Genomic DNA, 26,523 nt, shown 5'->3' on the forward strand with positions numbered 1-26,523 from the left:
ATCCCGCTCCAAGCGGCCGGACGCTCAGCCCTCGCCCGCCGCGCGGGCGAGGATGGCCTCGGTGTCGACGTGCGGGGGCAGCGTGCCGAACGCGTGCCCCCAGTCGCCGCCGAGGCGGGACGCGCAGAACGCCTCGGCCACCGCGGCCGGGGCGTGGCGCAGCAGCAGCCCGGCCTGCAGGGCGAGCGCCAGCCGCTCCACCAGGCGGCGGGCCCGCACCTCCAGGAACGTGGGGTCGTCCAGCAGCGCCCGCGTCGCCGCCACCCAGGCGTCGAGCCGGCCGTCGAGGCCGCGGGCGGCCGCCAGCTCCGCCTCGAGCGCGGCCAGCGCCGTCGGCTCCTTCTGCAGCGTGCGCAGGACGTCGAGGCAGATGACGTTGCCCGACCCCTCCCAGATCGCGTTCAGGGGCGCCTCGCGGTAGAGCCGCGGCATCCCGCCATCCTCCACGTAGCCGTTGCCGCCGTGGCACTCCAGCGCCTCGCAGACCAGCGGCGGGCAGCGCTTGGTGACCCAGTACTTGGCGGCCGCCACGGCGAGGCGGGCGAAGGCGCGGTCATGCGCGCCGTCGGCGTCGAAGGCGCGCGCCACCCGCAGCACCAGGGCGACGGCCGCCTCGCTCTCCAGCGCCAGGTCGGCCAGCACGGCGCGCATCAGCGGCTGGGCGATCAGCGGCCGGCCGAAGGCGGCGCGGTGCGCCGCGTGGTGCAGCGCGCGCGACAGCGCGGCGCGCATCAGCCCGGCGGCGGCGAAGCCGCAGTCCAGCCGGGTGTGGTGGACCATGTCGATGATGGTGGGCACACCGCGCCCCTCCTCCCCCACCAGGACCGCCAGGGCGCCGTCGTACTCGATCTCGGCCGACGCGTTGGAACGGTTGCCCAGCTTGTCCTTGAGGCGCTGCAGGCGCAGCGCGTTGCGCGTGCCGTCGGGGCGCCAGCGCGGCACCAGGAAGCAGGACAGGCCGCCCGGCGCCCGGGCCAGGGTCAGGAAGGCGTCGGACATCGGCGCCGAGCAGAACCATTTGTGGCCGCGCAGGGCGTACTCGCGCCCCGGGCCGGCGGCGCCGAGCGGCCGAGCCTCGGTGGCGTTGGCGCGCACGTCGGAGCCGCCCTGCTTCTCCGTCATCGCCATGCCGACGGTCGCGCCCGCCTTCTCCGGGGCCGGCACGGCGCGCGGGTCGTAGCGCTCCGACAGGATGCGCGGCAGCCATTCCGCCGCCACCTCCGGCTGGTGGCGCAGCGCCGGCACGGCGGCGTAGGTCATGGCGACCGGGCACAGCACCCCGGCCTCCGCCTGGGTCAGCAGATAGCCCAGGGCGGCGTGCGCCACATGGCCGCCCGGCCGATCCGCGGTCCAGGCGACGGAATGGATGCCGCGGCCGATCGCCAGCCCCATCAGCTCGTGGTAGGCGGGGTGGAACTCCACCTCGTCGACGCGGCGGCCGACGCGGTCGAAGGCCGTCAGCACCGGGGGGTGGCGGTTGGCCAGCTCGCCCAGCTGCATCGCCCGCTCGCCGCCGGCTTCGACGCCGAGCGCCGCCAGAGCCGGCTCGGCCCACGCCGCCCCCTCGCGGCGCACCGCCTCGGCCAGCGCCGGGTCGCCGCTCCAGAGGTCGCGCGGCGCGTACTCCGGCGGCTGGTTGGTCACGGCATGGGTGGGCAGATCCGTGGTCGGCGCGCGGTGGGCCATGCTCGTCCTCCCCGTGATCGCCGGCCGAGGATAGCACCCTGCGGGCGGCGCGTCAGGTCAGCTCCTCGGCCAGCCAGGCGCGGAACGCCGCCAGCGGGCGCCCGGTTCCACGCCCGGGCGGCCACGCCAGCCAGTACCCCGTCGGCAGCGGCACCGCCGGGCCGAAGGGCAGCACGAGCTGCCCGGCCGCCAGCTCCGCCGCGATGAAGCGGGGATCCACGACGGCGACGCCCATCTGGCCGATGGCCGCCTGGATCACCAGGTTGCGCGTGTCGAACACCGGCCCCGCCTCGGTGTCGACCCCCTCCACCCCGGCCGCCGCCAGCCAGCGCCGCCAGTCGTCGCGCCGGCTGCGGGCGTGCAGCATGCGGGCGCCGGCGAGTTCGGCCGGCCGGCGCAGGCCGCCGCGCGCGGTCAGCGCCGGGCTGCACGCCGGCACCAGCTCCTCGTCGTAGAGCCGCGCGCACGCCACCCCCGGCCAGCCGCCCTCGCCCCAGCGGATGGCGCAGTCGAAGGATTCCCGCGCGAAGTCGACCACCCGCGTCGAGGTCGACACCAGCAGCTCGACGTCGGGATGGCGCTCCTGGAAGCGCGCCAGGCGGGGGATCAGCCAGCGCGTGGCGAAGGTCGAGAGGGTGCTGATCCGCAGCTCGACGCGGCGGCGGACGAAGGCGGCCAGCGCCTCCTCCACCGTCGCCATGGCCGGGCCGACCGCCGCCAGCAGGGTCCGGCCGTCCTCGTTGAGGGCCATGCCGCGCCCGGCCCGCTCGAACAGCGGCACGCCCAGCCGCGCCTCCAGCCCGCGCACGAGGTGCGACAGGGCCGACGGCGTGACGCCCAGCGCCACCGCCGCCTCGACCATGGAGCCGCAGCGCGCGACGGCGCAGAACGCCTGGACCGCGCGCAGCGACGCCGTCATGCCCGGCTCTCCCATCGATGAGACATCCTCAGCAGTGTTCCGCCTCGACCCGGCCTACAGTCGCCCGGACGAGCGAAGTGGGAAAGGACAATCATGAGAAAAGCTGCTTTCATCCTGGTCCTGGCGGCGGCCGTCGCCGGCCCGGCCGCGGCGGGCTCCTTCCGGGTCGCCGCGCCCGGCCTCGCGCCGGACGGCACCCTGCCCGACGCCCAGGTCCTCGACGGGTTCGGCTGCCGCGGCGGCAACCGGTCGCCGGCGCTCACCTGGAGCGAGCCGCCGGCGGGCACGCGCAGCCTGGCGGTGACCGTCTACGATCCCGACGCCCCGACCGGCAGCGGCTGGTGGCACTGGACTCTGTTCAACCTGCCGCCCGGCCTGCGCGGCCTGCCCGAGGGCGGCGGCCCGCTGCCCGAGGGCGCCGTGCAGGGCCGCACCGACTTCGGCACGGCCGGCTACGGCGGCGCCTGCCCGCCGCCGGGCGATCCGCCGCACCGCTACGTCGTCACCGTCTGGGCCCTCGACACGCCGGCCCTGCCGCTGGACGGCGGGGCCGCAGGCGCCATGGTCGGCTTCTTCCTGAACCGGCACGCCCTGGCCAAGGCGGAGGTGACGGCGCGCCACCGGCGCTGACCGACGCCGGGCGTGCCGGTTGCGGTCGCGCGGCTGTTGGGGAGGAGCGACACCCGCCCCCACGGCATGGAGCCTTTCCATGGACCTTCTCCCCGGCAAGCCCCTGTCCCTCTGGGTCGACCGCCTGGCGGCCCGCCGCTTCCCGGCCCTGCGCGGCGACCGCGAGTTCGACGTCGTCGTGGTCGGCGCCGGCATCGCCGGGCTGAGCGCCGCGCTGCGGCTGAAGCGCGCGGGCCGGCGCGTGGCGGTGATCGAGATGCTGCGGGTCGGCGGCCAGGTGACCGGCCGCTCCACCGCCAAGGTGACGGCCCAGCACGGGCTGATCTACCACGACCTGGAGCGGCGGCTGGGCCGTCACGCCGCCCGCCTCTACGCCGACGCCCAGGCCGCCGGCCTCGCCGAGATCGCCGACCACGTGCACAGGCACCGCATCGCCTGCGGCTTCGAGCGCAAGGCCGCCCATCTCTTCACCGCCCGCGCGGAGACGGTGGAGCGGCTGGCGGCGGAGGCCGACGCGGCGCGGCGCGCCGGCCTGCCGGCGGAGCTGGTGCGCGACGTCCCCCTGCCCGTCCCCGCGGTCGCCGCCCTGCGCTTCGCCGACCAGGCGCAGTTCGACCCCTGTCCCTACCTCGCCCATCTCGCCGCGGAGGTGGACGGCGGCGGCAGCGCCGTCTTCGAGGACACCCGCGTCACCGCGGTGCTGGACGGCGAGCCCTGCGCGGTGACGGCCGGCGGCTTCACGGTGAAGGCGGCCGACGTCGTCGTCGCCTCGCATCTGCCGGTGGTGCCCGACGGCGCGTTCCACAAGAAGACCACCCCGCGCGCCCATCTGGTGATCGCCGCCCCGCTGGAGCGGGGCCGGGCGCCGGACGGCATGTTCCTCGGCCTCGACGCGCCGACCCATTCCATCCGCGGCGCCGACGGCGGCCGCACCCTGGTGGTCGCCGGCCCCAGCTACGCCACCGGCCACGGCGGCAACACCATCGCCCGGGTGCGCGAGATCGAGAGCTTCGCCCGCGCCCATTTCCCGATCGGCCCGGTCAGCCACCACTGGGGCAACGAGGACTACGACAGCCAGGACCGCCTGCCCTTCGTCGGCCGGGCAGCGAAGGACAGCCGCCACCTGTGGGTGGCCACCGGCTTCGGCGCCTGGGGCTTCACCAACGGCGCCGCCGCCGGGCGCATCCTGGGCGACGCCCTCACCGGGCGCGCCAATCCCTGGGCCGAGCTGTTCGACGCCACCCGCGAACCGGCCGAGGTCGCCGGCGGCGGGCACGCCCATCACGACGACGCCGGCCGCCCCCCGCGCTCCCCCGCCGACCTGGCGCCGGGCGACGGGGCGGTGTTCGACGCGGGCGAGGAGAAGGTGGCGGTGTGGAAGGACGAGGCCGGCGTGTCCCACGCCCTGTCGGCCACGTGCACGCATCTCGGCTGCCCCGTCGCCTGGAACCCGGCCGAGCGCACCTGGGACTGCCACTGCCACGGCTCCGTCTTCGCCGCCGACGGGCGGGTGCTGCACGGCCCGGCGGTCGGCGACCTGAAGGCCCACAAGCTGCCGTGACCGGCCGGCCGACGCCACCCACTTCGGGGTATAGCCGATGCGCGGCGCGAGCCGGACGCGCTCGCCCTGTTGCCCGCATCGGGTCCCGAACGGGATCCGCCCATCAACGCCCCATCGACGACGCGGGAGGGAGAGCGACGATGACCGCCTTGCACCACGAGGCACACCGAACGGGGAACGGGCACGACGGCGCGTCGGGCCGCGCGTCGCTGGCGTCGTTCCTCGGCTGGTTCAGCATCGGCCTGGGCGCGTCGCAGGTCGCCGCACCACGGGCGATGGCGCGGCTGGTCGGCATGGCCGACGACGAGCTGAGCGAGCGGGCCATGCGCACCTTCGGCCTGCGCGAGATCGCCTGCGGCGTCGGCGTGCTGATGCAGGACCGGCCGGCGGGCTGGCTGTGGGCGCGCGTCGCCGGCGACGCGATGGACTTGGCCGCCCTCGCCGGGGCGTCGCGGGCCAGCGGGGCGCAGCCCGAGCGGCTGGCGGCCGCCGGGGCGGCGGTGCTCGGCGTGATGGCCCTCGACGTGCTGTGCGCCCGCCAGGAGAGCGACGCCGCCGATGGACGCGCCGGCGGGTGGGCCGGCCACGGCACCGTGCACGCGGCCGCCTCGGTCACGGTGAACCGCCCGCGCGAGGAGGTCTACGCCTTCTGGCGCGACCTGAAGAACCTGTCGCGCTTCATGAGCCACCTCGTCGCGGTCGAGCCGACCGGCGACGACCGCTCGCGCTGGTGCGCCGAGGGTCCCCTGGGGATGCGCGTGGAATGGGAGGCGGAAGTCACCGAAGACCGGCCGAACGAGCGCATCGCCTGGCGGTCCCTGCCCGGCGCCGATGTGGACAGCCACGGCGAGGTGCGCTTCGCGCCGGCGACCGGCGGGCGCGGCACGGTGGTGCGGGTCGCCCTGTCGTACGAGCCGCCGGGCGGGATGATCGGCGCCGCCGTGGCCCGCCTGTTCGGCCGCGAGCCCGGCCAGGAGATCCGCGACGACCTGCGGGTCCTGAAGCAGATCCTGGAGACCGGCGAGGTCACCATGTCCGAGGCCATGACCGGCCGCATCCGCCACCCCGCCCGGCCTGCCGGCCACCTGCCGCCGCCGCAGCCCGTCCGCGGCCTGTAACGCCCTGACCGAGGAGATTCCGATGAAAGCCACCTGCTGGATGGGCAAGCGTGACGTGCGGGTCGAGCGCGTCCCCGACCCGCAGATCATGAACCCGCACGACGCCATCGTCCGCATCACCTCGACGGCGATCTGCGGTTCCGACCTGCACCTCTACAACGGCTTCATCCCGACCATGGAGCGGGGCGACATCCTCGGCCACGAGTTCATGGGCGAGGTCGTCGAGGTCGGCCGCGAGGTGAGGACGCTCAAGGTGGGCGACCGCGTGGTGGTGCCCTTCCCGATCGCCTGCGGCCACTGCATGAGCTGCGAGAGCCATCTCTATTCGGTGTGCGAGAACTCCAACCCCAACGCCTGGATGGCGGAGGAGCTGTGGGGCCACTCGCCGGCCGGCATCTTCGGCTATTCGCACCTGCTGGGCGGCTACGCCGGCGGGCAGGCGGAATACGCCCGCGTCCCCTACGCCGACGTCGGTCCGCTCAAGGTGCCGGACGGGCTGGCGGACGAGCAGGTGCTGTTCCTCTCCGACATCTTGCCCACCGGCTACATGGGCGCCGAGAACTGCAACATCAAAGGCGGCGACACCATCGCCGTGTGGGGCTGCGGTCCGGTCGGCCAGTTCGCCATCCGCAGCGCCTTCCTCCTGGGTGCCGAGCGGGTCATCGCCATCGACCGCTTCGCCTACCGCCTGCGCATGGCCGAGCAGGCGGGTGCGGAGACCCTGGACTACGAGGACGTCGACAGCGTGCTGGAGGCGCTGCGGGAGATGACCGGCGGGCGCGGCCCCGACGCCTGCATCGACGCCGTCGGCATGGAGGCGCACGGGCTCGGCTACGCCTACGACCGCACCAAGCAGGCGCTGATGATGGAGACCGACCGGCCGATCGCGCTGCGCGAGGCGATCCAGTCCTGCCGCAACGGCGGCACCGTGTCGGTGGTCGGCGTCTACGGCGGCTTCATCGACAAGTTCCCGATGGGCTCGCTGCTGAACCGCAGCCTGACCCTGCGGGGCGGCCAGGCGCACGTCCAGCACTACATGAAGCCGCTGCTGGAGCGCATCCAAAAGGGCGAGATCGACCCCGGCGTCATCATCACCCATTCCCTGTCGCTCGACGACGCGCCGCGCGGCTACGAGCTGTTCCTCGGCAAGCAGGACGAGTGCATGAAGGTGGTGCTGAAGTGCTGAGCGCGCCGCCGGCGGCCCCGCGGACGACCGCGGGGCCGCTCGGCCGCCGCGACGCTCACGCCGGCATGCCGCCGCCGCCGCCCTCCCGGCCCGGTTCGATCCCCAGGCGCAGGAGCACGGCCTGCCCCTTGCGGGTGATCTGCAGCAGCCTGGCCCGCCCGTCCGCGCTGTGCGGCTTGCGATCGACGTAGCCGCGCGTCTGCAGCTTCTTGAGCGGATAGGCCAGCGTCTTGTTGTTGCTGAACAGCAGGCTGGTGATCTTGCTCGGCTGCAGCGGCTGCCGGCTGAGGGCGTAGATGAGGAGCAGCTGCAGCGGGCTGATGTCGCCGATCCCCGCCCGGTCGAGCAGCATCACGACGCCCTTGTTGAGGCGCTCGAAACGGGCGTTCGCCTCCGAGAACTCTTCCAGCAGGAGAGCGGCGTCCCGGCCGCACCGCTGTCGCTCGGCGGCCGCTGCGTGGATCGTTGGCGCGGTGTCCCTCATGACCATCATGCCCGACGGGGGATCTTCCCTTCCAATATAGAGGCTTGTTCGACGCCGGGTGCGGTTTCGTTCGGACATTGGCCGCGATGACGGCCTCTCCTTCGGTCGCCGCCCCGCCCCTTCCTTCGAGGGCCCGGTCGCCGCGCGACGCCCCGACCGTCGCCGCGAACGCTGACGGGGGCGGAACGATCGCTCCACGCCGCGACGTCGGCCAACAATAAAACCAGCCATTCATAGAGTTCGTGCACATATCGATAATTATACTTCCGGATGGCGGGCTCCATTCCTATGGGCAGAATTCCCAATGCGACACCTTTATATACCATCATCCAAGACCGGCCCGGCGCATATACCTGCCTCTGATACCTTGACCGGTGTAAATTTCTCATTCATTTTATCGGACGTTACACCAATCGAGCGAAATAGATCGCCCGCTTCCTGCCTCCTGGAGGTTGATATGCCGGAGATTAGAATTGGCCTGATCGCAGAGAGCAAGCTTCTTCGGGAAGGTATCAAGTCGCTTTTGGGCAGCACGTTTCTTATTTGTGCGGAAGCGGAAACGACGAAAGGCATCGATCGCTGGCGCGATGCTCCCGATCTGATCCTCGTCGACATCCACGACACCGAGGACGACGCCGCGGTCGCGCCGATCAAGGCCCGCTTCCCGACGGCGTACGTCGTGTTCCTGCTGGATCGGCCGTCCCGGCAGGCGGTGGTCCACCTGCTCCAGACCGGGGCGGACGGGGCCCTCGGCTCCGACCTTTCGACGGAGGCGCTGGTCCAGTCGCTGCGCCTGGTCCTGACCGGACAGGTCGTGGTGCCCAGCCTGGTGATCGATCTGCTGGCCGAGGCCCAGCTGCCCCCCCGCCCGGTGCCGGCCGAACTGCACGGCTCGATCAGCGCCCGCGAGCAGCAGATCCTCGACCTGATCGTGATGGGCGCGAGCAACAAGGCGATCGCCCTGGCCCTCAACATCCGCGAGCCGACCGTCAAGTTCTACGTGAAGACGCTGATGCGCAAGATCGGCGCGGCCAACCGGACGCAGATCGCGGTGTGGGCGATGAATCTGGGGTACGGGGCGGACGACGCCGGCGCGACCCAGCGCCGGATGCCGGACGCACCGGCGGACGCCCCGGCCCGCCGCGCCGACTCCCGCGCCATGGACGGCCAGGCCCTGTCCTATGCGTCCGGCCCGGCCGAGCCGGAGTTGCAGCGCCCCGGCGAGCCGCTCTGCGCGTCGTGACGGAACGCCCGGGACGGGCGTGCGCAAAGGACGGCCCGGTCGCGCGACGGCGCGCCGGGCCGTCGGCGTTCCGCCGCCAGGCCGCGACCCGCCTGGTTCACCGGCCGGAGCGGTCCGCTCCGACCGGGCCGCGCTGCGGGGCGCCCGCCTCGGGCGTTTCCGCGGCAGGACCGCCATCGCGCCCGTCCGCGCCCGGCAGCGGCAGCGCCACCGAGGACACGGCCTGCTCGAAGAAACGGCAAGCGGTGCCGCTGCCGAGCCGGCAGCCGAACGCCGCCTGCGACAGCGAGCTGGGACCGTCGTCCGCGGCGTCCGGCGCCACCCGCAGGACCGACACGATGGGTTCGCGGGGCAGGACGAGACGCAGGGTGACGACGCCGGGGTCGATCGTGTCGGCGAACACGTCGGCCCCGAGATCCTCCAGGGTGAGCGGCGCGACCTGGTGCAGGATCGACGGCACGGCCACCGCGGCGGCGTCGCCATCCGGCGTCCGCGTGGCCTCGTGGTGGAGGATCATGGCGTCCGTCGGCGCGGCCGCTCCGGGGTCCGCCGCCGCCGGACTCGCCAGGGCCAGAGCGCACGCGGCGAAAGCCAGAGTCCATGAAGTGCTCGGCATGTCGACCTCCGATGTGACGGCGCAAACGGTGCCCTTCGGACACAAGGAGGCCGGGGCTTTCACCCCGGCCAAGGACAAGCGGAACCAAGTTGCCCGGCGGCGCGGGCGTGCGGCCCATGCCGCCGGGAGCCTCGCGTCTCGGCTTACTCGCAAGAGCCGCACGCGTCCTTGATGGAGATGCTGTTGGCGATGTTGGCGGCGGAGATGGCACCGCCCACCATGCTGCCGACCGTCGGCGTGGCGATCGCCGTCTGCACGTTGTTGGCGGCATACTGGCCGCTGACGTACAGGTCGCCGGCTTCGCCGCGATAGCCCGACGACAGGTCGTCGATGGAGATCGCGTTGCCCATGTTCGCCGCGGTCATGGACACGTTCTCGAGGAACGAGGTGCCGCCGCAGTTGGCGCACGCCACCGCCGCCATCTCCGCATACTGCGTGTTGCCGGTGGCGATCTGGCCGTTCAGGTAGATGTCGCCCTTCACGAACTCCAGGGCCCCCTCCTGGGTGACCGTCGAGGTGCCGGAGAAGGAGCCGGTCACGCCGGACAGGTCGGCGACGCCGGACACGCTCTGGCCGGCCGGAACGAACAGGTCGTAGCTGACGCCGACGGCCGACGGGTTGTACGGGCCGGAGCTGACCGGGAAGCCGAGGGCGGTCACGTTCGCCCACACGTCACCGTTCGAGGTGGTCGCGCCGCTCACCGGAGCGGTGGTCCCGGGCGCGAAGGTCACGGTGCCCGAGGTCGTGGTGGTCGTGGTGCTGGTGATGCTCTTGGGATCCGGCGTCGTGTCTTCGATGGACACCGAGTTGCCGATGTTGGCCGCCGACACCGAGCCGAACACGTACTTGCCGGTGTTGGGATCGAGGTACTTCTCGAGCTTGCCCAGGCTGGCGGTGTTCTTCGCCGTCTGCTCGTTGCCCACGGCGCCCTGGATGTTGGTGTAGAGTTCGCCCATCTGGTCCGCGCCGGCGACGAGGCCGTTGTCGAGCAGTTCGCGGACGATGTCGTTGGCCGACGCCGGCACGGAGAGCGCAACGAGGCCGGCGACGGCGGCGGAGGTGAGAAGGATCGTACGCATTACCGCAAACTCCCTTAAGGGTTGATACATCAGGCTGCATATGCAACTTGGATCGTGCCCGGCCCGATCACTGCGGGCGGGGCGTCTCGTCGCGATGCAGGGCGGTCGGAGGCTCCTGGGCCGCCGGCGGTGGAGCCGGCGGCGGTTCCGGAGCGCCCTGGTTCGTCGTTTCGGAGACCTGCCCGGACCGTTCCAGGGCATCGATCCCCTCACGGCATCCTTGGATGCCGTAGAGGTCCGTGATGAGGTTGAACGTCGCGAGCTGCAACATCGACCTCAAAGCCATCTGCAGGGGTTCGTTGCGCTTCTCGCCGATATCGACCTCGACGAGCGTGTCGCCGAAGAAGCGGCCGACGCCGAACCCCACTTCCGTTCCGATGATCTGCTTCTGGAGAGACGTGTTGGCGACGACTCTCGAGGATTCCGTGTGGACCAGGCGGAGGTCGAGCCCGACCACGGCGCGGAACTGCCGCGCCCGCGGACCGATGCCGGCGACGATCGCCTCGGCGCCGTTGCTCACCACGCCGAAGTCCAGGCTGTTGATGGAGCCCAGGATGTAGAAGTCCGATCCGCGGACGGCGCCCGGCCGGATGCCGCGGTAGGGCACCTCCTGGTGCTGGCCGTTGGGAAGCTGGATGACGCGGTTCATGCCGTCGCCGAGCAGCTTGTCCATCGCCTGCTTCTGCTCGAACAGCAGCACCCGCGTGTCGAGGCGCTCGACGACGTTCACCACGCCCGACTTCATCAGGGCGGAGGTGACGATGTCGCCGGCCCCCTGGGTGACGAAGTTGCCGGTGCCGCCCTCGTCCAGGGACATCTTGCCCGTGCGGTCGGCGACGTCTCCCACCGCCAGCGTGAAGCGGCGCGGCATCGCGCCGGACAGCGGCCGCAGGCACTGCAGGGCGTCGTCGTAGGGCGTCTTGATCGCCTGGACGGGCGGTCCGGAGAGGAGGGCGGCCGGGGTGGAAAGGGGGGTGTCCGCCGTGCAGCCGGCGACAAGCAGGGCCGTACCGGCCACCAGGAGAGCCTTGTACCGCATGACACGGGCTCCAGTTCAAGAAGGGATCGGGCATCCTCGACGAGCCGCTGCCCGATGGCAGCCCTGGTGGGGCGCCCCTATTGGGACGACAGCGCCCGCGAGCCCAGGGGATCGTTGATCATTCCGCCGATCGCCGAGTTGCTGGTGTTGCCCTCCGACGTCTGCGTCGTCGAGAGACTGTTGTTGGAGCCGCTGATCGAGAACTCGTTCATGCTGTCGACGTTGGTGGTCGAGTAGGCGGTCGACCAGTTGTTGACTTGCGTCTCCAAGCCGCCGTTCTTCTGCTTCTCGATGAGGTTGGCCCGGGTGAGGCGGTTCACCGTGGCCGACGCGCCGGGAAAATCGTAGTTGCTGTTCCAGTCGTTCGTCGCGGAGCTGCGGCTGCCTTCTGCGTGGGCCGCCCCGGCAAGACTGAAGGCGAAAACGACCGTCAGGAACAGGTTCCGCATTGTTCCCTCCATATATTCTGAGAATGGATTGTTCTTGCAGGCCGTTACTGCCTACACTCCGCCGCTTTCTCGTCAACGTCGGTAGATGTATTTATAATTTGGAAAACGAGAAAAGTAATCATATCTTGCGAATAGAGCGCGTTCGAAGACGTCCGCCGCCGCTCCCCATACCGATGGCCAGGCAATCGCGCGGGCGTCCGATCTTTGGCGAGAGCGGCCCGTTCGGGCGGCGGCGGTGCCGAAAGAAGAAGACGCCGCCCCCGTCGGAAGGGGGGAGGAGGGCGGGCCGCCGGCCCGCCCTGCGCCGGCGCGCCGTCAGCGGCAGCGGACGACGGCGTGGCGCTTGCGCCCGGCGGCGAGCCGCAGGCGGCCGTCGGCGTCGAGGTCGGCCGGGGTGACCGCCGCCGCCGCGTCGGCGACGACGGTGCCGTTCACGCGCGCCCCCGCGTCGCGGATGAGGCGCCGCGCGGCACCCTTGGACGCGGCGAGGCCGGCCGCCACCAGCAGGTCGACCAGCGGCATCCCGGCGTCGAGCGCGGTCCGCTCCACCTCCACGGCGGGCAGGCCGTCGGCCGTTCCGCCGGTCTCGAAGGTGCGGCGGGCGGTGTCCGCCGCCTGCCGCGCCGCCGCGTCGCCGTGGCACAGCCGCGTCGCCTCGTCGGCCAGGACCTTCTTCGCCTCGTTGATGTCGGCGCCGCGCAGGGCGGCGAGCCGGGCGATCTCCGCCAGGGGCAGCTCGGTGAAGAGGCGCAGGAACCGGCCGACGTCGGCATCCTCGGTGTTGCGCCAGAACTGCCAGAAGTCCCAGGGGCTCAGGCGGTCCGCGTTGAGCCAGACGGCGCCGGAGGCGGTCTTGCCCATCTTGGCGCCCGCCGCGGTGGTCAGCAGCGGCGTCGTCAGCCCGAACAGCTCGCGGCCGTCCATCCGACGGCCCAGCTCGATGCCGTTGACGATGTTGCCCCACTGGTCGGAGCCGCCCATCTGCAGCCGGCAGCCGCAGCGGCGCGCCAGCTCGACGAAGTCGAACGCCTGGAGGATCATGTAGTTGAACTCCAGGAAGGTGAGCGGCTGCTCGCGCTCCAGCCGCAGCCGGACGGAGTCGAAGCTCAGCATGCGGTTGACGGTGAAGTGCCGTCCGACGTCGCGCAGCAGGGGGATGAAGCGCAGCCCGTCCAGCCAGTCCGCGTTGTCGACCATGACGGCGTCGGTCGGGCCGTCGCCGAACGTCAGGTAGCGGGCGAAGACCTTGCGGATGCCCGCCATGTTCGCGGCGATCCGGTCGTCGTCGAGCATCGGCCGGCTGCTGTCGCGGAAGCTCGGATCGCCGATCCGCGTCGTCCCGCCGCCGATCAGGACGATGGGCTTGTGCCCGGTGCGCTGCAGCCAGCGCAGGGCCATGATGGACATGAGGTGGCCGACGTGCAGGCTGTCGGCCGTGGCGTCGAAGCCGACGTAGGCGCTCACCACGCCGTCGCGCATCGCCGCGTCGAGGGCATCCAGGTCGCTGCACTGGTTGAGGAAGCCGCGCCCGGCCAGCGCCTGGAGGAAGGCGGACCGCGGCGGGTTGGAAGCCGTGGAGGGGGACGTCATCGCAAGAACTCCGGGGGGGTGAGCCACACGTCCGGAGGTCTGCCGATGATGCGCGCCGCCGGACTGCGGCGGCACGTTCATCTGGTCACGATCGAACGACGCCGCCCTATGGGGACAGCGGGTAATAGCGGCCGGTCTGGACAGCGCGTGCGATCATGGCCGGGACCCTACGCAGGCTCGCCGCGACCGTCAAGGGCGCGGTCCCGCGGAGCCCCGGGCCGGCGGAGAACCCCACCCCTGCGAAGCGGTCCCTTGTCTCGGTCCTCGAAGGTCCTTTTCATCCCGGCCGGCGAAGATGCGCGTCGGCGGCGAGGGAGTGGAGCGATCCCGGCACGGCCAAGGCGATGTTCGCGTGTTCCGAGCAGGCGGCGGCGAGCGCCGCCCGCTGGTCGGCCCGGACGTGGTAGAGCCGCAACGCCCCGACGCCGAGCCGCTCCGGCAGGTCCGCCATCATGGGAAAGGCGGCGTGGAACGCCTGCGCCGGGTCCGGCGCCACGGTGTAGCACTCGTGGAACAGCAGGTCGGCGCCGCGGAACAGCGCCTCTGACTCCGCGGTCGGCCGGCCGTCGCCGGAATAGGCGAAGACGGCGCCGCCGTGGGCGAAGCGCAGCGCCCGGTTGGGCAGGGCGTGGCGGGTCGGCGCCGTCGCCAGGGCGAAGGGGCCGAGCCGGCCGGTCTCCAGCACGTCGTGCCAGCGCAGGGGGAAGGAGAGGCCGCGGTCGGGATCGACCGACCCCGCCTCCAGGAGCTGCAGGAGCTGGCGGCGCCCCGGCCGGGTGGTGACGACGTCGAGCGGCCCGGTGCGGCCCTGGTCGGTCCAGCGGATCAGCACCGGCACCAGGCCGAAGCAATGGTCGGGATGGTGGTGGGTGAACACCACGGCGTCGACCGCGTCCGGCCCGGGATGGGCGCGCCACAGGACGGGCGGCACGGAGTGGCCGCAGTCGACCAGGACGCGGAAGCCGTCGGCGGCCACCGTGACGGAGGAATTGGGAAGGTCGGGGTCGGCGGCCTCGCCGACGCCCAGCACGCGGATGTCCATGGGGGTTCCGTTCAGTGGCCGACCTTCGCCAGCACGTCGGCCTTGAGGAAGCGCTCGATCACCAGCATGAAGCCGACGGAGGGCACCAGCAGGATGAGCGCGGTGATGGAGGCGATCTGGTAGTTGCCGCCCATGCCGGCGTTGAACATGAGGAGCGGCAGGGTGGTGACGTCGGGCACGCCGACGAAGTAGGTGCCGGTGAACTCGTCCAGCGATTCCAGGAAGACGAAGACGGCGCTCGCCATGACGCCGGGGGCGGCGAGCGGCAGCGTGACGTCGCGGAAGGTCCGCAGCGGCCCGGCGCCGATGTTGCGCGCCGCCTCCTCCAGGGAGCGGTCGACCGCGGCGAAGGCGGCGGTGGTGATCCACACGGAGAAGACCAGCCCGTGCACCGCGTGCACCAGGACGACGCCGAGCACCGTGCCGTTCAGCCCGACCGTGTAGAAGATGCGCGCGACGTTGATGTAGACGGCGACGCTGGGGAACGCCTGGGGCAGCAGGAAGGCCAGCAGGATCAGGCTGCGCAGCGGCAGCCGGAGGCGCGCCAGCGCGTAGCCCGCCGGCACCGACACGGCCAGGCACGCGGCCACCGTGAAGAGCGCGATGGTGACGCTGGTCGCCAGCGATTCCATGGCGTTGGAGCGCGGCGCGAAGACCCGCTCCCAGAACGCGAAGCCGTACTCCAGCGGCAGGGCGTGCGGGAAGTACCACTTCTCGGCCACCGCCCACAGCAGCAGGTTGGCGATCGGCCCGAACACGGCGAAGGCGAGCAGCCCGAGGACCAGGCCGCGCGTCGCCCATGCGGCGGCGGCGCCGGTCATCGCCCGCCCCCCTGGCGCACGCCGTGGCGCAGATAGATCCACGCCACCATCCCGGCCATGGCGTAGGAGAGGAAGCCCAGCGCGTTGGCGACGCCGTAGTCGCCGTGGGCGTTGATGCGGTAGGCCATGTCGACGGTGATCATGGTGGGGTTGTTGGGGTTGATCATCATCGGCACCGACATCACCGACAGCATGGTGACGAAGCTGAGGATCAGGCCGACCACCAGGGTCGGGCGGACCTGCGGCACGACGATGTCGACGAGGATGCGCAGCCGCCCCGCGCCGAGGTCGCGCGCCGCCTCGATGCCGGCGCGGTCGAGCGAGGCCATGGCGCCCGCCACCATCAGGGCGACGAAGGGGGTCTGCTTCCACACGAAGGTGACGACGATGCCGCGCCAGTCCAGCAGGCTGACCGCCTGCAGCGGCTCGATCACCCCGCCGCCCACCAGCATGGCGTTCATCAGCCCGTTCTTGGCGAGGAACGACCGCATCATCTGGCTGGCGACGATGAAGGGGATGAACAGCGGCCAGCGGTAGAGCCAGCGCAGGGCCGCCACCGCGGCCCGGTTCTCGCCGAGCGTGAGATAGCCGCCGATCGCCACCGCCGCCACGGCGACCAGCGCCGACGACAGGGCGACGATGAGCAGGGTGAACAGCACGTCGCGGCCGTAGAAGTCGAGCGCCTTGGCGAAATGGGCGAGCGTCCAGCCCTGGTCGCCGCGCAGCGCGCTGACCGCCGAGAAGCCCAGCGGGTAGAGGAAGAACAGCGCCACCATGGCGAGCGCCGGCAGGACGAGGAGGACGCCCCACAGGGAGGTGCCCATCCTCTCTTCCCGCTGCGTGGTCGCGTCGGTCCCCCCTCCTGACCTCCCCCCATCTGCGACGGGGGGAGGAAGGGGGCCCTCCCCCGCGCCAGTGGGGGAGGGTTGGGTGGGGGGCCGACGAAACCACGCCGTCATCGGCGCATCGGTCCGATCAGTTGGCAACGGTGCGCTCGTAGGCTTCGAGGATGTCGGTGAAGTACTGGGCCAGCGGGAAGGGCTTGCCCTTGCTCGCCAGGTCGTCCGGCGTCACGTCGGTGAACAGCTTGCCCCAGGTGGCCTCGTCGAGCTTGGCCTTGACGTGCTGGGCGTCGATGCCGGGGTACCAGTTGAAGCGCTTGACGATGCCTTCGGCCTGCACCTCGGGGCCGGTCGCCAGCTCGATGAACCTCTTCGCCAGGTCGGGATGCCCGGCCTTGGCGGGGATGACGTAGTACATGGGCTGGCCGGGCAGGCCCGGCTCGATCAGGGTCAGCTTGAGGTTCGGGTTGAGGCGGCCGTCGGCCTGCCAGGTGTAGAACATGTCGACCCACACCGGCCCCATGGCGATCTCGCCGCGGTTCAGCATGTCGAGCGTGCCGGCGTTGCCCGGCGTCAGGGTGACGTTCCGGTTGAAGTCCTTGAGGCCCGACAGCGCCGTCTCGATGGCCGGGACCGCCGCCTTGTCGTAGGGGCCCTTCTCCAGCCTGGCCGGATCGGCGATGTGCGCGGCGGCCCAGGCGGTGACGAAGCCGACGCCCGACATGCCGCCCTTGATGCCGTTGTAGCCGAAGGCCTTGGGGTGCTCCTCGGCCCACGAGGCCAGCTCGTCGAAGGACTTGGGCGGCGCCTTCACCAGCTCGGGGTTGTAGGCCAGGGCGATCTGGCTGTGGAACATCGGCAGGACGTAGCCGCCGACGTCGGCGCCGAGCGCGTTGCTGGCGCTGTCGCGGGTCGCCAGCTTGCCCGTCGCCACCGCGTCGACGTAGGCCGCCAGCAGCTTCTCCTGCACCATCTGACCGGCCATCTTCTGGTGGACCACGGCGACGTCGATGTCCCAGCTCTTGGCGCCGGCCTTCGCCTGGGCGTCCAGCTTCTCGTAGATCTTCTGCGAGCCGGCGTCGCCCGGGCCGGTGCCGGCGGCCCGCACGGTCACGCCCGGCACGATCTTCTCGAAGCGCGGGGCGAGGAACTCGTTGACGTAGTCGACCATGTTCTGGTCGCCGGCGCTGACGACGTTCAGAACGGTCTCGGCCTGCAGCGGCGCCGCCGCCAGGCCCGCGGCCAGGGCGAGGCCGGCGGCGCTCGCCGCCAGGGTGCTCAGCTTCATCGGTCTTCCCCTCTTGGTGACTGCGGACGGTTCGGTGGAACGGCCGGCCTCACGCCGCCCCGGCGGGGTAGCAGTGGAGGGCCGACGGCGGGATGGCGACGGCGACGGCGTCGCCGGCGGCGCGGCGCACGGGGTCGTCGACCAGGAAGCGGCGCTCGCCGACGGCGACGCCGTAGCGCCAGGTGCCGCCGGGATAGGCGGCCTGGACGATGCGCCCGTGCAGGCGCAGGCTGCCGTCGGGTGCCGCGCCGGGATCGGCGAGGGACGCCGCCTCGCTGCGGAAATGGGCGTGCAGCCGGCCGCCGGCGCCGCCCGGCAGGTGCACGCCGCCCGGGCCGACGGGCAGGCGCGCGGCGTCGTGGTCGGGACCGGCGGCGACCTCCAGCCCGGCGCCACCGCGCGCGGCGTCGAGGACGATGACGTTGTCGGCGCCCATGAAGCTGGCGACGAAGGCGGAGGCCGGGCGGTGGTAGACCTCCTCCGGCGTGCCGACCTGGGCGATGGCGCCGGCGTCCAGCACGACGATGCGGTCGGCCATCACCATGGCCTCCTCGCGGTCGTGGGTGACGTGGACGGCGGTGATGCCGAGGCGCTGCTGCAGCGCCCGGATCTCGTGGCGCAGCTCCAGCCGGATGCGGGCGTCCAGGTTGGACAGCGGCTCGTCCAGCAGCAGGATCTCCGGGTCGACCGCCAGCGCCCGTCCCAGCGCCACGCGCTGGCGCTGGCCGCCCGACAGCCGGGTGACGTTGCGCTGGCCGAGCCCGCCCAGCTTCAAGAGGTCCAGCAGCTCGGCCACCTTGGCGGCGATGCGCGCCCGGCTCCAGCCGCGCAGCCTGAGGCCGTAGCCGATGTTCTGCGCCGTCGTCATGTGCGGCCACAGGGCGTAGGACTGGAACACCATGGCGGTGTTGCGCCGCTCCGGCGGGGCGGCGGTGACGTCGCGCCCGTCGACGGCGATGCGCCCGCCCTGCACCGGCACGAAGCCGGACACGGCGCGCAGGAGCGTGGTCTTGCCGCAGCCCGACGAGCCCAGCAGCGCCACGAACTCGCCCCGCGCCACCCCCAGGGACACGCCGTTCAGCACCGGCGTGCCGCCATAGGCGACGGTCAGGCGATCGACGGTCAGGAAGGACATGGCGCGCCCCCGCGGCTTCGGAAGAAGCTTTGCATACGCATGCAAAGCCGCTGCGCCCTCCTTTAGGCCGCTCGCGTGACGCGGCGATGTGGGATCTGTGACGTTTGCGTGAATGCCGGCGCCGGCCGCCGGCGACGGCGTCTTCCGGCCGGCCGCCCGCTGGTCTATCGTGGCGTCGGCGACGCCGTGAACCACGCGCCCGCTTCGGACGCCCCACCGGAGGTCCACCGCACAATGCCTCCCCCTCCGCCGCCGCCGACGCGGTTCGCGCCGCAGCCCGCCGGCCGGATCGGACCGGCGCCCCGCCCCGCCGCGTCGCCGCCGCCCCGGTCCGGCGCCCCGCCGAACGCCCGGACGTGCGCCCAGCCGGCGCGGCGGGCGGCCGCGGCACCGCCGCACGCTCCGGGGCCGGCGCGGCCGGCGCCCTCCCCTGCGGTCGGCACCGTGCCGCGGCCGGCCGTCGTCCAGCCGTGGCAGGCCCTTGCCGGCGCGGTCGCCGCCCATCCCGTGATCGCCACCCTCGCCGTCGGCGCTGTCGCCCTCGGCGTCTGGGGCGTCGCCGAGTACCGCTACGGCCGGCGCCTGGCGAACCGGGCGAACGCGCTGTTCACGCAGGCGACGAGCGGCTACGACCGGGAGGAGATGGGCGACTACAACTACACCGTGCTGATCGGCAAGCAGCGCGGCATGAGCGTCCTCACGACGGCCAAGGAGGAGGTGGTCGAGCGCTACCGCCGCAACGCCACCAACCACGCCGCCGTGATGCGCGACTTCGTCGCGGTCTGCCGCCGGCTGGGGTTCCGCTACGACACCAACGTCGCCGATTGCGAGAAGGTGGCGAAGGTGCTGGGGCAGGCCTACACGGCGCTCGGCACGACGCTGAGCATGGTGACCATCGGCGGCGACGGCGGCGAGCGCATCCTCGTCCGCTGTCCCGATCCCATCGACCGGGCGTGGAACGGCGGCGCGGTGTTCGCCAGCGACGGCCAGCGCCTCACCGGCTGGGTCGGCTTCAAGAACCATTGGGGCGTACGGATCGGGACGACGATCTACGACCCGACCGGCGGCTACGTCGGCGGCGAGACCGGCTGGTACGTCCCGCTGTCCCCGGCGGGGGGCGGCCTGTACACGCTGGACCGGCCGCTGCCGGGCCGTCGCGAGGGGTGGGCGCGGATGGAGGAGACGGACGAGGTGAAGGTGACGCGGCTGATCGCCGACAAGCCCAAGACCGAGTGATCGCCGCCGGCGCGGCGGCGCTCGCGGCTCACGTGGCGGCTCAGCCGGCCGGCCGTGGCCGCAGCGCCCGCCACGCCCGCCCGTCGATGGCCGCCAGCCCCAGCCCGATCAGCGCCATGCCGGCGAACTGCCGGGGCGCCACCGCCTCACCCAGCACGGCGGCGCCGAGCGCCACGGCGGTGACCGGGATCAGGAAGGTCACCAGCAGGATGTTGGTCGCCCCGGCCGTCGCCAGGATGCGGAAGAAGAGGATGTAGGCGAGCGCCGTCGACACCAGCGCCAGCGCCAACAGCGCCGCCACGGCGGCGGCCGACGGCACGGACAGGGTCCACGGCCGGTCCACCGCCAGCATCAGCGGCAGCAGCATCAGGGTCGACGCCGTCACCTGGCCGGTGGCGGTCTCCAGGGGCGACACCCCCATGGCCCTGAACCGCCGCCCGTACACCCCGGCCAGCGCGTAGGACAGCGCCGCCCCGAGCACCGCCAGCTGGGCGGCGACGTCGGCGCCGCCGAGATCGGCCAGGGCGGTGCCGCCCATCATCACCACGACGCCGGCGAAGCCGACGAGGACGCCGGCCAGCCGGCCGCCGGTCATCGTCTCGTCGCGGGTCAGCAGGTGGGCCACCACCACGCCGAACAGCGGCGTCGTGGCGTTGAGGATCGACGCCAGGCCGCTGGCGATGTGGTGCTGGCCCCAGGCGATGAGCACGAAGGGGACGGCGTTGTTGAGCAGGCCCATGCCGACGAACGCACGCCACGCGGCGGGGTCGCCCGTCATCCGCCGGCCGGCGGCGAGCACCGCCAGGTGCAGCGCCAGCGCCGCCAGGGCGACCCGGGCCACGACGACCGTCAGGGTCGGCAGCTCCCGCACGGCGACGCCGACGAACAGGAAGGAGCCGCCCCACAGCACCGACAGGACGAGCAGCCGGGCCCAGTCGTGCGGGCCCATCGAACGGTGGATCGGCGGCGGCGTCATGGAGGTCTCCGGGATCGCTGGTCCACGGGTCTAAGCAGGTTTTCCGAACTCCGCCCACCCTTGGGCGGGCTCGGAAAACCTGCAAAACCAGAGAGTCCGCAGGTTTGCCCAGGCCGGGCCATCTGTGGCCCGATCTGGGCGAACCTGCTTAGGACGGCGCGCGGCGCGGGCACAGCCCGATTCTTGCTCCGGCGACTCACTCCGGCGCCAGCCCGAACAGCGCCGCGTAGGCGCGCCGCCCCGCGTCGGTCACCACGACGGCGCGGCTGTCGGGCCGCCGCGCGATCCACCCCAGCGCCAGCGAGCGCTCCAGCAGCGCCGCGCCGAGCCGGCCGGCGAGGTGGGGCCGGCGTTCGCTCCAGTCCAGGCAGGTGCGGCACAGGGGGCGCCGGCCGGTGCCGGCGGCGGCGAGGTCGATGGCGAGGGAGTCGCGCAGGAAGCGCCGCCCCGCCTCGGTCACCACGGCGGCGCCGTCGGCCAGCGCCACGTGGCCCGCCGCGCACAGCGAATCGGCGATCCCCGTGCCCAGCCGCCCGGCGAGGTGGTCGTAGCAGGTGCGGGCGCGCCGCAGCGCCTCGTCGCGCGGTCCGGCCGGCCGGTGGCGTTGCGGGCCGGCGGCGGCCAACGCCATCAGCGCCTCTACCGCCTGCGCCACCTCCGGCCCGGCGAGCCGGTGGTAGCGGTGGCGGCCCTGGCGCGCCTCGGCGATCAGGCCGGCGTCGCGCAGCCGGGCGAGATGGCCGCTGGTGGTCTGCGGGCTGACCCCGGCGTGCCAGGCCAGCTCGCCGGCGGTGAGGGCGCGGCCGTCCATCAGGGCGGCCAGGATGTTGGCGCGCGCCACGTCGCCGATCAGGGCGGCGACCGCCGCCAGGGTGTTGCCGGAGACCATCGTCATGGCGCCCAGCATAGCCGCGGCGCGGCACCGCCGCAGCCCCCGACGCTTCGGCCGCGGCCGAAGGGTTCGCCGGTGACGGCGGCGGCGGACCCGTGCCATCGTCGCGCCATCCCATCCGGCGCCGCCCATCCGGCGCCGTCCCCTCCAACGGACGAGGACGATGACCACACGGCCCACCGAGCCGCCGCCCGGCCTCGCCGGCGAGTTGGCGCTGCTCGCCCTGCTCGCCACCCTGTGGGGCGGCTCCTACACCTTCATCAAGCTGGGCGTGGCGACGATCCCGCCGGTCACCCTGATCGCCGGGCGCACCCTGCTGGCCGGCCTGCTCCTGTTCGCCCTGCTGCGCTGGCGCGGGGTGGCGCTGCCGCGCGACGGCGCCACCTGGCGGGCCTTCCTGGTGCAGGCCGTGCTCAACAGCGCCCTGCCCTTCACCCTGATCGCCTGGGCCGAGCAGCGGATCGACGCCGGGCTGGCGGCGATCCTCAATTCGACCACGCCGGTCTTCGCCTTCCTCATCACCCTCGGCCTGTCGGGAACCGCCGCGGCGACGCCGCGCAAGCTCGCCGGGGTCGCCGCCGGGCTGGCCGGCATCGTCCTGGTGGTCGGCGCCGCGGCGCTCGACGGGCTGGGCGACGACCTCGCGGCGCAGCTCGCCGTGGTGGCGGCGACCGTCGCCTACGGCGGCGCCGCGGTGTACGGCGGGCGCTTCAAGGGCCTCGATTCGATGGTGCCGGCGGCCGGCTCCCTGCTGTGCGGGGCGGCGCTGCTGGTCCCCGCCAGCCTCGCCGTCGACCGGCCGTGGACGCTCCAGCCGTCCGCCACCTCGCTGCTGGCCCTGGCGGCGCTGTCGGTCGCCTGCACGGCGCTCGCCTTCGTCATCTATTTCCGGCTGTTCCGGACCCTGGGCCCGGTCGGGGCGACGGCGCAGGCCTATCTGCGCGTCCCCGTCGGCGTCGCCATCGGCGCCCTGGCGCTGGGCGAGACCGTCAGCGCCACGGCGGGGCTCGGCCTCGTCCTGGTGGTCGGCGGAGTCGCCGCCATGACCGTTCCCGCCCACATCCTTGCCATCCGTCCCGTCCCCCGCAGGAGAGCCGCCCCATGATCGCCGTCATCTTCGAGGTCCGCCCCGCTCCCGGCGCCCGCGCCGGCTACCTCGACATGGCCGCGCGCCTGCGGCCGGAGCTGGAGGCCATGGACGGCTTCATCTCGGTCGAACGCTTCCAGAGCCTCACCGACCCGGACAAGCTGCTCTCCCTGTCCATCTGGCGGGACGAGGCGGCGGTCGCCGCCTGGCGGGCCCACGAGGGGCACCGCCGCGCCCAGACGGTGGGCCGCGGCGGCGTCTTCGCCGACTACCGCCTGCGGGTCGCCGCGGTGATCCGCGACTACGGCCTGGACGACCGCACGCAAGCGCCGGTGTGAGCCGTCACGGCGCCAGCCGGGCCGACCCGCGCACCACCAGCTCGGGCGCCGGGCGTTCGCGCACCGGCGCCGCCGCCGGGTCGGCGAGGCGCCGGCCCAGCATCGCCAGCAGGGTGCGCACCGTCTCGTCGACGGGGTTGCGCACGGTGGTGAGGTCGTAGCCGGGCCAGGCGGCCATCGGCACATCGTCGAAGCCGACGATGGAGACGTCGTCCGGCACCCGCAACCCCAGCGCCATGCGCGCCGCGTCGAGCGCGCCGAAGGCCATGGCGTCGTTGCCGCAGAACAGCGCGTCGGGCCGCGGCGCGGCGCCCAGCAGCTCCAGCGCCGCGCGGTGGCCGCTGGCGTAGCCGTAGTCGCCGCGCGCCTCGGCGACCAGCGGCACGCCGAGCTCCGCCAGCGCCTCGCGGAAGGCGGCGCTGCGCTCCTGCTCGGAGAAGGCGGCGGCGCGGCCGGCCACGTAGGCGATGCGGCGGTGCCCGGCGGCGACCAGCGCCTCGGCGGCGAGGCGGGCGCCCAGGCGGTTGTCGCAGCACACGGCGTCCACCCCGTCCTCGGCGACCACCCGGCCGTAGAGCAGGAGCGGCGTGCCGAGCTCCATCACCGAGCGGACGGTCTCGGCCGCCACGCTGCCGGCGGTGACGACGACGGCGTCGACCTGGTAGTCCAGCGCCGCCATCGCCGCCCCGCCGAGGTCGGCGGCGGGGTCGCCGCGGATCAGCAGCGACTGCTTGCCGAGCGTCGCCAGGCCGCGGGTCAGCCGTTCGAAGAGGTAGGGCTGGAACGGACCGTCGAGGTCACCCATGACGACGCCGACCAGATCGGTGCGCGCCGTGGTCAGGCCGCGCGCCAGGGCGTTGGGGCGGTAGTTCAGGCGGTCCGCCACCTCCAGCACGCGCGCGCGCATCGCCGGCGACACGCTGGCGCCGGGCGTGAAGCAGCGCGACACCGCCGACTGCGACACCCCCGCCAGACGCGCCACCTCGGCCGCCGTCGCCCGCCTCGCCGGTTGTCTGTCCACCCGCCCCGCTCCTGGCGAATACCACCGATGGCATGCCGGGGCGGCCCGCCGGTGACGGCCACGCCCCCGCCCTGTTGAAACAGCCGTGGTTCATACCCTTGCGGAGAGGACGATGTCACCCCTTCACCGTGCAACACTCGCCACGGTCGCGGTCCTGGCACTCGGGGCCTGCGCCGGCGGTTCTTCCGCCCCCGATCTCGTCCCGCCGGCGGGCGCCTCCGGCGCCACGTCCGCGGCGCCGTCCGGCTCGGGCTCGGCGATGGCCGGCCTCACCGTGGCCGACCAGGCGTTCCTGACGCAGGCCGCCTACGGCGGGCTCGGCGAGGTGGCGATGGGCCGGCTCGCCATGGAACAGGCCGCCAGCGCGAGCGTGCGCGCCCTCGGCCAGCGCATGGTGACCGAGCACGGGCAGGCCAACCAGGAACTGGTGGCGCTGGCCCGGTCCAAGGGGGTGACGCCGCCGACCGCGCCCGACATGGGCCGCCAGGCGACGGCCGCCGCGCTGGGCGAGCTCGCGGGCGCCAACTTCGACCGCCAGTACCTGCAGGAGCAGCTGGCCGAGCACGCGGTCGCCATCGCCCTTTACGACGCCGAGGCGCGCGGCGGCAGCGATCCCGACGTCCGGGCGTTCGCGTCGAAGTGGCTCCCGGCCCTGCGCGATCACGAGCGGGAGATCCGCGCGCTGGCCGCGCCGACCGCCAGCCTGATGCCCAGCCTGATGCGTTGACCGGGCGGGCCACGGCGGAGCGCGCCGCGGCCCGTCCCCTCCCGTCACTGCGACCCGGGCCCTGCCATGAACCGCTTCGTCGCCGGCGCCATCGCCGGGACCACCGCCACCGTCGCCATGACGGCGGCCATGCGCCTGCTGTACCGCAGGCTGCCGGACCGCGAGCGCTATCCCTTACCGCCCCGGCTCATCACCGAGCGGGTCGCTCCGGCCGCGCTCCTATCGGCGACCGCCGAGCGGGAACGCCGCGACCTCGCGCTGGGCGCGCACTACGCGTACGGCGCCGCCACCGGGGCGCTGTACCCGACCTTGGCGCGGCGCATCGGCGGACCGCCGCTGCTCACCGGCGTCGGCTACGGGCTCGGCGTCTGGGCGGCGAGCTACCTCGGCTGGATACCCGCCGCCGGCATCCTCACCCCCGCCACCCGGCACCCGCGCCGCCGCACCGCCCTCATGCTGGCGGCCCACGTCGTGTGGGGCGCGGTGACCGGCCTCGTCGCCGACGGGCTGGACGGCCGACCGCGGGCGGCCTCCCCGGCGCGCCGCCCCGGCGGGTAGGACGGCAACCTTCCGCCGGCCCGGGACGCTCCCGCGCCGCGGCGGCCACCGCCGTGCGCAGCGCCTCCAACGCCTTCGTCTCGATCTGGCCGACGCGCTGGCGGGTCAGGCGGAAGCGCCGCCCCAGCTCCTCGGTGGTGACCGGCGGCTCGCGCAGGCGCCGCTCCACGAGGATCTGGCGATCGCGCTCGGTCAGCGCGGCGAGCCCGAGGGCCAGCAGATGCGCGTTCAGGCGGTGCTCCTCGGCCTCGGCGAGGCGGGCTTCCGGGTCCGCACGCTCGTCGGCGAGACGGTCCCGCCATGCGCCCCCTTCGCCGTCGGCGTCGACGTCCAGCGACCGGTCGGCGGCGAGACGGCGGTTCATCTCCACCACCTCGGCATCGGTCACGCCCAACGTCCGGGCGACCGCCGTCACCGACGCCGGCGTGAGGTCGCCGTTCTCCAGCTCCTGCAAGCGCGCCTTCAGGTGCCGCAGGTTGAAGAACAGCTTCCGCTGCGCGTCGGTCGTGCCGACCTTCACCACCGACCAGTTGCGCAGCACGTACTCCTTCAGCGCCGCCCGCATCCACCACAGCGCCACGGTCGCGAACCGCAGGCCACGGTGGGGATCGAACTTGCGCGCAGCGACCACCAGGCCGAGATTCGCCTCGGCCACCAGGTCTGCCAGCGGCAGGCCGTAGCGCCGGTAGGCCTTGGCGACCTTCACCGCGTAGCCCAGGTGGCTGCGGACCAGCCGGTCGAAAGCCGCCGCGTCGCCGCCTTCGCGCCAGCGCCGGGCCAGTTCCTGCTCCTCATGGACGTTCAGCGCCCGGCACCGCCGAACCTCGAGGAGGTAGCGGTCCAGGGCGTCCTCGGACGTGTGTCGGGACATCATGGGTCTCCCGTCCCGACACCCATGCAACGCTCTGCGAGACCCCCTGCGCCGCCGCGGCCAGCCGCTGGACCGGAGAACGGCGCACG

At 73.2% G+C, this 26,523-nt stretch carries 27 protein-coding genes; 10 read left to right on the forward strand and 17 right to left on the reverse strand.

What is annotated here, in order from left to right; translation table 11 throughout:
• Positions 1-24 precede the first annotated feature (24 nt).
• A complete protein-coding gene (locus ACSBPG_RS22790) occupies positions 25-1,686 on the reverse strand; it encodes an isovaleryl-CoA dehydrogenase (RefSeq protein WP_435539517.1) in 1,662 nt (553 codons plus the stop codon).
• A gap of 52 nt (positions 1,687-1,738) precedes the next feature.
• Complete coding sequence (locus ACSBPG_RS22795; protein ID WP_435539518.1) at positions 1,739-2,605, reverse strand: LysR substrate-binding domain-containing protein; 867 nt, start codon at positions 2,603-2,605, stop codon at positions 1,739-1,741.
• Between the two features lie 93 nt (positions 2,606-2,698).
• Between ACSBPG_RS22795 and ACSBPG_RS22800 the strand changes: the two genes are divergently transcribed.
• The 4 genes from ACSBPG_RS22800 (at position 2,699) to ACSBPG_RS22815 (ending at position 7,100) form a co-directional block, all read left to right on the forward strand.
• Positions 2,699-3,235 carry a YbhB/YbcL family Raf kinase inhibitor-like protein gene (locus ACSBPG_RS22800; protein ID WP_435539519.1) on the forward strand — a complete coding sequence of 179 codons (537 nt, stop codon included), beginning with the start codon at positions 2,699-2,701 and terminating at the stop codon, positions 3,233-3,235.
• A gap of 79 nt (positions 3,236-3,314) precedes the next feature.
• The gene (locus ACSBPG_RS22805; protein ID WP_435539520.1) at positions 3,315-4,796 is read left to right on the forward strand and encodes an FAD-dependent oxidoreductase; all 1,482 of its coding nucleotides are present in this window, start codon (positions 3,315-3,317) and stop codon (positions 4,794-4,796) included.
• 140 nt (positions 4,797-4,936) lie between these two features.
• Positions 4,937-5,914 (forward strand): SRPBCC family protein, encoded by a 978-nt coding sequence (locus tag ACSBPG_RS22810; RefSeq protein ID WP_435539521.1) that lies wholly within the window; start codon positions 4,937-4,939, stop codon positions 5,912-5,914.
• Between the two features lie 22 nt (positions 5,915-5,936).
• A complete protein-coding gene (locus ACSBPG_RS22815) occupies positions 5,937-7,100 on the forward strand; it encodes a zinc-dependent alcohol dehydrogenase (RefSeq protein ID WP_435539522.1) in 1,164 nt (387 codons plus the stop codon).
• A gap of 55 nt (positions 7,101-7,155) precedes the next feature.
• Here ACSBPG_RS22815 and ACSBPG_RS22820 read toward each other — a convergent pair whose 3' ends face one another.
• A complete protein-coding gene (locus ACSBPG_RS22820) occupies positions 7,156-7,593 on the reverse strand; it encodes a MarR family transcriptional regulator (RefSeq protein ID WP_435539523.1) in 438 nt (145 codons plus the stop codon).
• A 448-nt stretch (positions 7,594-8,041) separates the two neighbouring features.
• On the opposite strand from ACSBPG_RS22820, the gene ACSBPG_RS22825 reads away from it, so the two are divergent.
• Positions 8,042-8,827 (forward strand): LuxR C-terminal-related transcriptional regulator, encoded by a 786-nt coding sequence (locus ACSBPG_RS22825; RefSeq protein ID WP_435539524.1) that lies wholly within the window; start codon positions 8,042-8,044, stop codon positions 8,825-8,827.
• A 97-nt stretch (positions 8,828-8,924) separates the two neighbouring features.
• Here the strand turns inward: ACSBPG_RS22825 and ACSBPG_RS22830 are convergent, their stop codons facing one another.
• The 10 genes from ACSBPG_RS22830 to ACSBPG_RS22875 form a co-directional block, all read right to left on the reverse strand.
• Positions 8,925-9,443 carry a hypothetical protein gene (locus ACSBPG_RS22830; RefSeq protein ID WP_435539525.1) on the reverse strand — a complete coding sequence of 173 codons (519 nt, stop codon included), beginning with the start codon at positions 9,441-9,443 and terminating at the stop codon, positions 8,925-8,927.
• 143 nt (positions 9,444-9,586) lie between these two features.
• Entirely contained in the window at positions 9,587-10,522 is a 936-nt protein-coding gene (locus ACSBPG_RS22835; protein ID WP_435539526.1) for a hypothetical protein, read from the reverse strand.
• Between the two features lie 67 nt (positions 10,523-10,589).
• Entirely contained in the window at positions 10,590-11,561 is a 972-nt protein-coding gene (locus ACSBPG_RS22840; RefSeq protein ID WP_435539527.1) for a CsgG/HfaB family protein, read from the reverse strand.
• A 77-nt stretch (positions 11,562-11,638) separates the two neighbouring features.
• The gene (locus ACSBPG_RS22845) at positions 11,639-12,010 is read right to left on the reverse strand and encodes a hypothetical protein (protein ID WP_435539528.1); all 372 of its coding nucleotides are present in this window, start codon (positions 12,008-12,010) and stop codon (positions 11,639-11,641) included.
• 315 nt (positions 12,011-12,325) lie between these two features.
• Positions 12,326-13,600 (reverse strand): tyrosine--tRNA ligase, encoded by a 1,275-nt coding sequence (tyrS, locus tag ACSBPG_RS22850; RefSeq protein ID WP_435539529.1) that lies wholly within the window; start codon positions 13,598-13,600, stop codon positions 12,326-12,328.
• Between the two features lie 277 nt (positions 13,601-13,877).
• The gene (locus tag ACSBPG_RS22855; protein ID WP_435539530.1) at positions 13,878-14,642 is read right to left on the reverse strand and encodes an MBL fold metallo-hydrolase; all 765 of its coding nucleotides are present in this window, start codon (positions 14,640-14,642) and stop codon (positions 13,878-13,880) included.
• Positions 14,643-14,653: 11 nt separating this feature from the next.
• Entirely contained in the window at positions 14,654-15,463 is an 810-nt protein-coding gene (locus tag ACSBPG_RS22860) for an ABC transporter permease (protein ID WP_435539531.1), read from the reverse strand.
• Entirely contained in the window at positions 15,460-16,287 is an 828-nt protein-coding gene (locus ACSBPG_RS22865; RefSeq protein WP_435539532.1) for an ABC transporter permease, read from the reverse strand. The genes ACSBPG_RS22860 and ACSBPG_RS22865 overlap by 4 nt, the downstream gene beginning before the upstream one ends.
• A 151-nt stretch (positions 16,288-16,438) precedes the next feature.
• Complete coding sequence (locus tag ACSBPG_RS22870) at positions 16,439-17,593, reverse strand: extracellular solute-binding protein (RefSeq protein WP_435539533.1); 1,155 nt, start codon at positions 17,591-17,593, stop codon at positions 16,439-16,441.
• 49 nt (positions 17,594-17,642) lie between these two features.
• Positions 17,643-18,728: an ABC transporter ATP-binding protein gene (locus tag ACSBPG_RS22875; protein ID WP_435539534.1), complete on the reverse strand. Its 1,086-nt coding sequence runs from the start codon at positions 18,726-18,728 to the stop codon at positions 17,643-17,645.
• A 444-nt stretch (positions 18,729-19,172) separates the two neighbouring features.
• On the opposite strand from ACSBPG_RS22875, the gene ACSBPG_RS22880 reads away from it, so the two are divergent.
• Entirely contained in the window at positions 19,173-19,964 is a 792-nt protein-coding gene (locus tag ACSBPG_RS22880) for a hypothetical protein (RefSeq protein ID WP_435539535.1), read from the forward strand.
• A gap of 40 nt (positions 19,965-20,004) precedes the next feature.
• Here ACSBPG_RS22880 and ACSBPG_RS22885 read toward each other — a convergent pair whose 3' ends face one another.
• A complete protein-coding gene (locus tag ACSBPG_RS22885) occupies positions 20,005-20,940 on the reverse strand; it encodes a DMT family transporter (RefSeq protein WP_435539536.1) in 936 nt (311 codons plus the stop codon).
• Between the two features lie 196 nt (positions 20,941-21,136).
• Positions 21,137-21,835, reverse strand: coding sequence for an ArsR/SmtB family transcription factor (locus ACSBPG_RS22890; RefSeq protein ID WP_435539537.1), 699 nt, complete (start codon positions 21,833-21,835; stop codon positions 21,137-21,139).
• 160 nt (positions 21,836-21,995) lie between these two features.
• On the opposite strand from ACSBPG_RS22890, the gene ACSBPG_RS22895 reads away from it, so the two are divergent.
• Both ACSBPG_RS22895 and ACSBPG_RS22900 read left to right on the forward strand, forming a co-directional pair.
• Positions 21,996-22,937: a DMT family transporter gene (locus ACSBPG_RS22895; RefSeq protein WP_435539538.1), complete on the forward strand. Its 942-nt coding sequence runs from the start codon at positions 21,996-21,998 to the stop codon at positions 22,935-22,937.
• Positions 22,934-23,257, forward strand: a complete 324-nt coding sequence (locus ACSBPG_RS22900; RefSeq protein WP_435539539.1) for an antibiotic biosynthesis monooxygenase family protein — start codon at positions 22,934-22,936, stop codon at positions 23,255-23,257. The genes ACSBPG_RS22895 and ACSBPG_RS22900 overlap by 4 nt, the downstream gene beginning before the upstream one ends.
• A 4-nt stretch (positions 23,258-23,261) precedes the next feature.
• Here ACSBPG_RS22900 and ACSBPG_RS22905 read toward each other — a convergent pair whose 3' ends face one another.
• Positions 23,262-24,278 (reverse strand): LacI family DNA-binding transcriptional regulator, encoded by a 1,017-nt coding sequence (locus ACSBPG_RS22905; protein WP_435539540.1) that lies wholly within the window; start codon positions 24,276-24,278, stop codon positions 23,262-23,264.
• Between the two features lie 112 nt (positions 24,279-24,390).
• Here ACSBPG_RS22905 and ACSBPG_RS22910 point away from each other — a divergent pair, with 112 nt between their 5' ends.
• Both ACSBPG_RS22910 and ACSBPG_RS22915 read left to right on the forward strand, forming a co-directional pair.
• Positions 24,391-25,005 carry a DUF4142 domain-containing protein gene (locus ACSBPG_RS22910; protein WP_435539541.1) on the forward strand — a complete coding sequence of 205 codons (615 nt, stop codon included), beginning with the start codon at positions 24,391-24,393 and terminating at the stop codon, positions 25,003-25,005.
• 66 nt (positions 25,006-25,071) lie between these two features.
• On the forward strand, positions 25,072-25,563 hold the full coding sequence (locus ACSBPG_RS22915; protein WP_435539542.1) for a hypothetical protein: 492 nt from the start codon (positions 25,072-25,074) through the stop codon (positions 25,561-25,563).
• Here the strand turns inward: ACSBPG_RS22915 and ACSBPG_RS22920 are convergent.
• A complete protein-coding gene (locus ACSBPG_RS22920) occupies positions 25,457-26,434 on the reverse strand; it encodes an RNA polymerase factor sigma-32 (RefSeq protein ID WP_435539543.1) in 978 nt (325 codons plus the stop codon). The two genes, ACSBPG_RS22915 and ACSBPG_RS22920, sit on opposite strands and share 107 nt — an antisense overlap.
• Between the last annotated feature and the right edge of the window lie 89 nt (positions 26,435-26,523).

Origin of the sequence: Azospirillum sp. ST 5-10 (genome assembly GCF_051225715.1) — a bacterium.
GTDB lineage: Bacteria > Pseudomonadota > Alphaproteobacteria > Azospirillales > Azospirillaceae > Azospirillum.

Bases quoted from the DNA above. Each gene is read 5' to 3' on its own strand.
- ACSBPG_RS22895 (WP_435539538.1), top strand. From the start codon at position 21,996: ATGACCACACGGCCCACCGAGCCGCCGCCCGGCCTCGCCGGCGAGTTG.
- tyrS (WP_435539529.1), bottom strand. From the start codon at position 13,600: ATGACGTCCCCCTCCACGGCTTCCAACCCGCCGCGGTCCGCCTTCCTC.
- ACSBPG_RS22910 (WP_435539541.1), top strand. From the start codon at position 24,391: ATGTCACCCCTTCACCGTGCAACACTCGCCACGGTCGCGGTCCTGGCA.
- ACSBPG_RS22830 (WP_435539525.1), bottom strand. From the start codon at position 9,443: ATGCCGAGCACTTCATGGACTCTGGCTTTCGCCGCGTGCGCTCTGGCC.
- ACSBPG_RS22840 (WP_435539527.1), bottom strand. From the start codon at position 11,561: ATGCGGTACAAGGCTCTCCTGGTGGCCGGTACGGCCCTGCTTGTCGCC.
- ACSBPG_RS22845 (WP_435539528.1), bottom strand. From the start codon at position 12,010: ATGCGGAACCTGTTCCTGACGGTCGTTTTCGCCTTCAGTCTTGCCGGG.
- ACSBPG_RS22820 (WP_435539523.1), bottom strand. From the start codon at position 7,593: ATGATGGTCATGAGGGACACCGCGCCAACGATCCACGCAGCGGCCGCC.
- ACSBPG_RS22875 (WP_435539534.1), bottom strand. From the start codon at position 18,728: ATGTCCTTCCTGACCGTCGATCGCCTGACCGTCGCCTATGGCGGCACG.
- ACSBPG_RS22805 (WP_435539520.1), top strand. From the start codon at position 3,315: ATGGACCTTCTCCCCGGCAAGCCCCTGTCCCTCTGGGTCGACCGCCTG.
- ACSBPG_RS22855 (WP_435539530.1), bottom strand. From the start codon at position 14,642: ATGGACATCCGCGTGCTGGGCGTCGGCGAGGCCGCCGACCCCGACCTT.
- ACSBPG_RS22795 (WP_435539518.1), bottom strand. From the start codon at position 2,605: ATGACGGCGTCGCTGCGCGCGGTCCAGGCGTTCTGCGCCGTCGCGCGC.
- ACSBPG_RS22890 (WP_435539537.1), bottom strand. From the start codon at position 21,835: ATGACGATGGTCTCCGGCAACACCCTGGCGGCGGTCGCCGCCCTGATC.
- ACSBPG_RS22915 (WP_435539542.1), top strand. From the start codon at position 25,072: ATGAACCGCTTCGTCGCCGGCGCCATCGCCGGGACCACCGCCACCGTC.
- ACSBPG_RS22865 (WP_435539532.1), bottom strand. From the start codon at position 16,287: ATGGGCACCTCCCTGTGGGGCGTCCTCCTCGTCCTGCCGGCGCTCGCC.
- ACSBPG_RS22815 (WP_435539522.1), top strand. From the start codon at position 5,937: ATGAAAGCCACCTGCTGGATGGGCAAGCGTGACGTGCGGGTCGAGCGC.
- ACSBPG_RS22885 (WP_435539536.1), bottom strand. From the start codon at position 20,940: ATGACGCCGCCGCCGATCCACCGTTCGATGGGCCCGCACGACTGGGCC.
- ACSBPG_RS22900 (WP_435539539.1), top strand. From the start codon at position 22,934: ATGATCGCCGTCATCTTCGAGGTCCGCCCCGCTCCCGGCGCCCGCGCC.
- ACSBPG_RS22920 (WP_435539543.1), bottom strand. From the start codon at position 26,434: ATGTCCCGACACACGTCCGAGGACGCCCTGGACCGCTACCTCCTCGAG.
- ACSBPG_RS22800 (WP_435539519.1), top strand. From the start codon at position 2,699: ATGAGAAAAGCTGCTTTCATCCTGGTCCTGGCGGCGGCCGTCGCCGGC.
- ACSBPG_RS22870 (WP_435539533.1), bottom strand. From the start codon at position 17,593: ATGAAGCTGAGCACCCTGGCGGCGAGCGCCGCCGGCCTCGCCCTGGCC.
- ACSBPG_RS22835 (WP_435539526.1), bottom strand. From the start codon at position 10,522: ATGCGTACGATCCTTCTCACCTCCGCCGCCGTCGCCGGCCTCGTTGCG.
- ACSBPG_RS22825 (WP_435539524.1), top strand. From the start codon at position 8,042: ATGCCGGAGATTAGAATTGGCCTGATCGCAGAGAGCAAGCTTCTTCGG.
- ACSBPG_RS22860 (WP_435539531.1), bottom strand. From the start codon at position 15,463: ATGACCGGCGCCGCCGCCGCATGGGCGACGCGCGGCCTGGTCCTCGGG.
- ACSBPG_RS22810 (WP_435539521.1), top strand. From the start codon at position 4,937: ATGACCGCCTTGCACCACGAGGCACACCGAACGGGGAACGGGCACGAC.
- ACSBPG_RS22790 (WP_435539517.1), bottom strand. From the start codon at position 1,686: ATGGCCCACCGCGCGCCGACCACGGATCTGCCCACCCATGCCGTGACC.